At 44.3% G+C, this 5,669-nt stretch carries 6 protein-coding genes and 1 pseudogene; 4 read left to right on the top strand and 3 right to left on the bottom strand.

Annotated features, from left to right (window positions below; translation table 11 throughout):
• The 3 genes from F6K38_RS33930 to F6K38_RS33920 form a co-directional block, all read right to left on the bottom strand.
• Window positions 1-376 (bottom strand): DUF3326 domain-containing protein (locus tag F6K38_RS33930; RefSeq protein WP_008188125.1); only part of this gene is annotated, 376 nt, incomplete at its 3' end.
• 511 nt (window positions 377-887) lie between these two features.
• Window positions 888-1,694 carry an aldo/keto reductase gene (locus F6K38_RS33925; RefSeq protein ID WP_008188124.1) on the bottom strand — a complete coding sequence of 269 codons (807 nt, stop codon included), beginning with the start codon at window positions 1,692-1,694 and terminating at the stop codon, window positions 888-890.
• Window positions 1,695-1,996: 302 nt separating this feature from the next.
• Window positions 1,997-3,274 (bottom strand): lipid-A-disaccharide synthase-related protein, encoded by a 1,278-nt coding sequence (locus F6K38_RS33920; protein ID WP_008188123.1) that lies wholly within the window; start codon window positions 3,272-3,274, stop codon window positions 1,997-1,999.
• Window positions 3,275-3,534: 260 nt separating this feature from the next.
• On the opposite strand from F6K38_RS33920, the gene F6K38_RS33915 reads away from it, so the two are divergent.
• The 4 genes and pseudogenes from F6K38_RS33915 to F6K38_RS33900 all read left to right on the top strand — a co-directional run.
• Window positions 3,535-3,702: a hypothetical protein gene (locus F6K38_RS33915; RefSeq protein WP_287359494.1), complete on the top strand. Its 168-nt coding sequence runs from the start codon at window positions 3,535-3,537 to the stop codon at window positions 3,700-3,702.
• 48 nt (window positions 3,703-3,750) lie between these two features.
• Window positions 3,751-5,328, top strand: a complete 1,578-nt coding sequence (locus F6K38_RS33910; protein WP_287359492.1) for a B12-binding domain-containing radical SAM protein — start codon at window positions 3,751-3,753, stop codon at window positions 5,326-5,328.
• Between the two features lie 29 nt (window positions 5,329-5,357).
• Window positions 5,358-5,492, top strand: a complete 135-nt coding sequence (locus tag F6K38_RS33905; protein WP_287359490.1) for a hypothetical protein — start codon at window positions 5,358-5,360, stop codon at window positions 5,490-5,492.
• Window positions 5,473-5,669 (top strand): annotated as a pseudogene (locus F6K38_RS33900) (hypothetical protein); the annotation flags it as partial. The gene F6K38_RS33905 and the pseudogene F6K38_RS33900, both read left to right, overlap by 20 nt.

The raw sequence follows: 5,669 nt of genomic DNA, 5'->3' as shown, positions 1-5,669 counted from the left end.
ACGCTGTAACGGCATTGGGATTTGTCACCAGATAGTCACAAGCGGAGGCTAACAGATTGGTACTAGGAGTCGCATCTCCGGCAAAACCACCAATTTCTGCTCTGACTCCGGTGGGAATAATACTAACTGCGACAAATGGTTGGTTAGAAACCCGTTGACGAATATTAATATCAAGTAAAGATGACCAAACCGGCTTTCTGTCTGTATCAATGAAGCTGGATTCAAAGGTGAGAGTATCTCCTTCAACCTTGGTTAAAATCAAGCGAATGGGAACACCTGGTAAGGGAAGCTCAGCAATTTTTTGGGAAATTTCTCTCCAGGTGCGCTGTGGGGGAGGGCATTTAATTTCAAAATCTTTGGTATAGACTTGAGCCATTCTCTATATTTACTTATCTAACAACTGATTCAGTCAACCGGATGAATTTTACACTAATCATCGTCTGGCTTATGAGCTAACAACTCAGTAGGTCTAATCCCCATTGATTCAGCAAGGCTAAAAACTAGGGGTAATCCATGTTTGAGCGTTCATTTCCTTGCCTCCTAAGTTTTCCACTTAGCCAGTGTATCGTAAGAATTACTTTTCATGAGAGAAAAATTTGTTAATTTTTGTAACAAAACCAGAGCAGACCGGGGTGCATCCCAGTTTTGATAAGGGTTTCGTCAATTTTTATTCCCTGCTGCTGCGAATTTGCCCGATCCAAAGTTCCCGACTTCTGCAAGCATTTTATTATATCATGTTAAGATAATAATTTTAAAAAAATAGCTTCCTTTTCGTAGGTAATCTCCCTCCTAATTCCCTGTTCTCTGTTCTCTGTTCCCTGTTCCCTGTTCCCTGTTCCCTATTACCTACTATTTATAAGTCTTCAACCGCAGATGATATTAACTAATTAAGGCCATTTATTATCGAAGCTATCCTGGCCGGTTCCATAAATTAGATCGCCATAGGTTTGCCAATGGTTTACTTCCTGAAGAGATAACTCAGGAGATTGCAAAATCCTGAGATTTTCAACTAATTCAGATTCGGTTTTAGGTGCAGTGAGGACTAAGCGAATCGCTGGTTGGCGCAGTACCATGCGATAACAGTCAGCAGCACTTGGAGCTGGATTTTTCCAGTCTTTATGCCCTTGCAACAGCGAACCCCAACGAGTGGCAGTAAACCCAACTACTGGAATGTCGGCTTTGAGCGCAGCAGGAAACACTTCTACTTCGGCTTTGCGATGGGCCATGTTATAACGATGCATCAGCACATCACAGGACTGCTTTCTCAATAATTCCACGGCTAATTTGCGGTTATGGGTGGTTGCGCCAACATAGCGGATTAATCCTTCAGTTTTCCAGGTATGGATCTGGTTTAAGGCTACTGCAACCTGGTGGAGATCATCTTTAGGGGAGATATATTCCAAAAAGAACACATCTATTGTATCCACATCAAGCAAAGAACGAACTTGGTCGAAATATTCGCGCAGTTGGTTAAGATCGCGACTGTTACTGCCCGTGGAAACTACCACTTGATCTCGTTGAGCTGCCAGAATAGGCTTTAGTCCTTCTAGGAAACTGGTGTAATTCAGGTTGTAAAAAAAGAAGTAATTGATTCCAGCCTCGTAAGCAATCTCTACACAAGTTTTATCCATTGGGTTTTTAGCTCCCAGACCCAAAATACTGACAGTATTACCACTCAAAGTTTTAATATCCATCGCAATATATAACCTTTATACTTGTTTTTAATGTGTGGAAATTGTAGTTTGAATAGGACTGTTAAAACAGCCCTATATATGCTAGATATAATGGGTGCATCTCACTTTTGCTGTTTGATCCGGTGGTGCGTTACGGGGCGGGCTGTCCCAACCAGGCGCAAAGAGGCGGAAAATGATGGCTAGCCCTTCCCTAACGCACCCTACGCAAAATTTATAAATATGAGATGCACCCGATATAATAGACATCTGAGATGTCTAATTTATAATTCATAATTCATAATTCATAATTCATAATTCATAATTCATAATTCATAATTCATCTTTTCCATCAAACACTTAGCAATCCTAGCTGCTGCCCCTGGTTGACCAAGGCGTCGCTGACCATTTTCTGCTATTAGCTGTAACTTGTCGGGGTTATGGAATAACTCTTTCGCTATACTTGCTACCAATTCTGGTTGCTGTGCTATTACTAACGATGGACCTAACAAGCGAGTTTGGGCTTCGGCAAAAGCAGGGGTATATTGGGGACCAACTCCTGGCATGGCAATGGCTGGTTTTCCTAACCCGACAAATTGCTCTGTGGCTGTGCCTGCCATGGCGATACAGAAATCCCCTTGGAGCAGGCAGAGGTTATAGTCGTTCTGGGTTAAAATCAGTGTGCCATTTTGCTTGGTAAAAGCCAAAGCCTGTTTGTCTTTGAGCTGGAGATTGAATGGATCGGATGGCAAGGTGACCTCAGTCCAACTATGAGCGACTAAAACCTCCCGTAAAGGATCTTGGCTTAATCCTGGAGCAATGGCAGCGAGAAATAAAAGCGATCGCGAAGCAAAAGTATCCAGTAACCCTGATGCTGCCAAGATGATTTGATGCCAATTGTGATCAGCCTCCGGTATTCTGGAACCGGGTAGTAACGTAATAGTTAGGGTACGCTTAGTTTCGTTTAATTCTGCATCTTTGTCATAAACCATTGGTGCTGGATAGTCTGGATAAATCCCATCCATCATCGGATTACCCAGATCAAAAGCTGGGATAGACCACTGCTTTAAGATCTGTGTAGTCAGGGTATCTCTAGGAAAAACCCCTAAACAACGGCGATTAGACATCAGCCAACGCTCCCAAGGCAAATAAACCGAACCTGACCACCCTTCCCAACGGGGTCGATTGGGTAACCATCCCGATTCATCCCGCAAATAGTATTCCGATTTGGCAGTACCAACAAAGCCATAGGGTAAACCACTCCACCAGGCAAACAACAGTGGTACGATATCTCCTACTGCTAGGATAAAGTCCCCTGATTTAGCCCAACGGCGAATTGCTTTTAATTGAGACCAAATCAATTGCACTAAGCCTCCCTGCACATCACGCCACACTTGCTGTTGGGACATATAGATAAATCCACCCGATGGCATCTGCTCAACGGAGCCGATAATGGGGATATCTAATGGGAGATAAGCCTTTCCTTCCCCAACTAAGGGTAAGGCGGCTAGTTCTGGACAAGTAGAATAATGTTGCAATTCCTGTAGAATTTGGACAGCAATCACATCCTCTCCATGACCATTGCTCAGGCATAGTAAACGCATGGTTAGTCGGGTTTTAATATAACTAGGACTTTCGTCGGTTGAAGGTTTAAAGTTGAAGGTTGAAGGTTGAAGGTTGAAGGTTGAAGGTTTAAAGTTCGAGGTTGAAGGTTGAAGGTTGAAAGTTCGAGGTTGAAGGTTGAAGGTTGAAGGTTGAAGGTTCGAGGTTGAAGGTTCGAGGTTGAAGGTTCGAGGTTGAAGGTTCGAGGTTGAAGGTTCGAGGTTGAAGGTTCGAGGTTGAAGGTTCGAGGTTGAAGACAAGAATGTATAGCGGTTCTGATAGTAATGAGGTAAACAAGATTTTTTCCCGATTCCCGATTCCCGACTCCCGATTCCCGATTCCCGACTCCCGATTCCCGATTCCCGATTCCCGACTCCCGAGTCCCGATTCCCGATTCCCGATTCCCGATTCCCGATTCCCGATTCCCTAAATTGAGAACTGCTGTAGTATTGTACTATTCTTGATTTCAACATCAAACGTGAGAGTTTTACTCCTGTCTCCTCTGTTTACGAAATCCTATTGGTCTTTTGATAAAGCCATAGAACTGATCGGCTGCAAAGTCGCCCAACCCCCTATGGGTCTGATTACTGTAGCAGCTATTCTTCCTCAAACCTGGGAATTCCGCTTAGTAGACCGTAATGTTCGTTTAGAAACTGACGCTGACTGGGAATGGGCAGATGTGGTGATCGTTTCCGGTATGATCGTCCAGAAACCTGATATGCTCCACCTGATTGGAGAGGGGAAACGGCGGGGCAAATTGGTAGCCGTTGGTGGTCCTTATGTCACGTCTATAGCAGAGGAAGCTCAAGAAGCAGGAGTAGACTTTCTGATATTAGATGAAGGTGAGATTACCCTACCGAGATTTGTTGAAGCACTGGCTGTGGGAGAAAGCTCGGGAGTATTCCGTGCTAATGGCGAAAGGGCAGATGTAACCAAGACACCAATTCCCCGCTACGATTTACTGGAATTGGATGCTTATAGCGAGATGTCGGTACAGTTTTCCCGTGGTTGTCCTTTCGAGTGCGAGTTTTGTGACATCTCTGTGCGATATGGCCGTAAACCGCGCACCAAAACCCCGGCTCAAGTATTGGCTGAATTGCAAACCCTCTATAATCTGGGTTGGCGGCTTCCTGTATTTATTGTTGATGATAATTTTATTGGCAATAAACGCCATGTTAAGGTTCTGTTGCAGGAACTAGCTCCCTGGATGGCAGAGCATGGTTACCCCTTTCCTTTGTCCACAGAAGCTTCCTTGAATCTGGCCGAAGACGATGAACTGTTGGAGTTGATGATTGCTGCCAATTTTAGTTCAGTCTTTGTGGGAATTGAAACACCAAATACCGATAGCTTGACCCTGACCAAAAAACACCAAAACACTCGTCAACCCTTAGCAGATGCGGTTAAGAAAATTAATCGGGCAGGTTTGCGAGTGATGGCTGGCTTTATTATTGGCTTGGATGGGGAAAAACCAGGAGCAGGCGATCGCATTATCGATTTTGTGGAAGCAACCGCTATTCCCCATCCTGTGTTTAGTATGTTACAAGCCTTGCCCAATACCGCCCTTTGGGATCGGCTCAAACAAGAGGGGCGTTTACTAGAAGGTAACGAGGAAAATATCAATCAGACAACCCTGACCAATTTTATCCCCACTCGCCCGATAGAACAACTGGCTCAGGAATATGTCAGTTGTTTCTGGGAATTATATAAACCAGAATCCTATTTAGGCAGACTTTATCGGCACTACTTAAATATGAAGCCGAAACCCTATCACCCTAAGTTGGTAATGCCAAAATTTATCTATTTATGGGCACTGCTAATTATTATCTGGCGCAATGGCATCAAGCGCCAAACCCGCTTCCAATTCTGGGGTCAACTTTTTTCTATCCTCAGACACAATCCTCAGGTATGGAAACGGTATCTTAGCGATCATGCCTATCTGGAGCATTTCCTTGAATACCGCCAAATTGTCAACGATCAAATTCCAGCACAACTGGCTCAGTTTTTGGCAGCACTTGCGAACACCAGACCTCTTGCAGAAGTGGCGGGGGAAGTGTAGTGAGTTTGGGGAGATGGGGAGATGGGGAGATGGGGAGATGGGGAGTAACCCGATTCCCGATTCCCGATTCCCGATTCCCGATTCCCGATTCCCGATTCCCGATTCCCGATTCCCGATTCCCAATTCCCAATTCCCAATTCCCTCATGTCCTTCGATTCTTATAAAACGATTGGCGAAGTCCTTAAAGAATTTACAATTACTGCTACTGAAGCCAATTATATCCTGGAAACTGACACTGTAATCAGAGAAGCGTTTAAAGAAGATTTAGAGTTTTGTCTTCGAGAATTTACCGTTGAAGAGTCAGAGTATGCTATTTGTGAAACGATTATTTTTCCGCTCTT

The organism is Moorena sp. SIO3B2, from assembly GCF_010692525.1.
In the GTDB taxonomy this organism is placed as follows: Bacteria; Cyanobacteriota; Cyanobacteriia; order Cyanobacteriales; family Coleofasciculaceae; genus Moorena; species Moorena producens.
This window is presented reverse-complemented; position numbering and strand designations above follow the sequence as displayed.

Excerpts from the sequence above, each read along its gene's own strand:
- F6K38_RS33905 (WP_287359490.1), top strand. The coding sequence starts at position 5,358 with ATGGGGAGATGGGGAGTAACCCGATTCCCGATTCCCGATTCCCGATTC.
- F6K38_RS33925 (WP_008188124.1), bottom strand. The coding sequence starts at position 1,694 with ATGGATATTAAAACTTTGAGTGGTAATACTGTCAGTATTTTGGGTCTG.
- F6K38_RS33915 (WP_287359494.1), top strand. The coding sequence starts at position 3,535 with ATGTATAGCGGTTCTGATAGTAATGAGGTAAACAAGATTTTTTCCCGA.
- F6K38_RS33920 (WP_008188123.1), bottom strand. The coding sequence starts at position 3,274 with ATGCGTTTACTATGCCTGAGCAATGGTCATGGAGAGGATGTGATTGCT.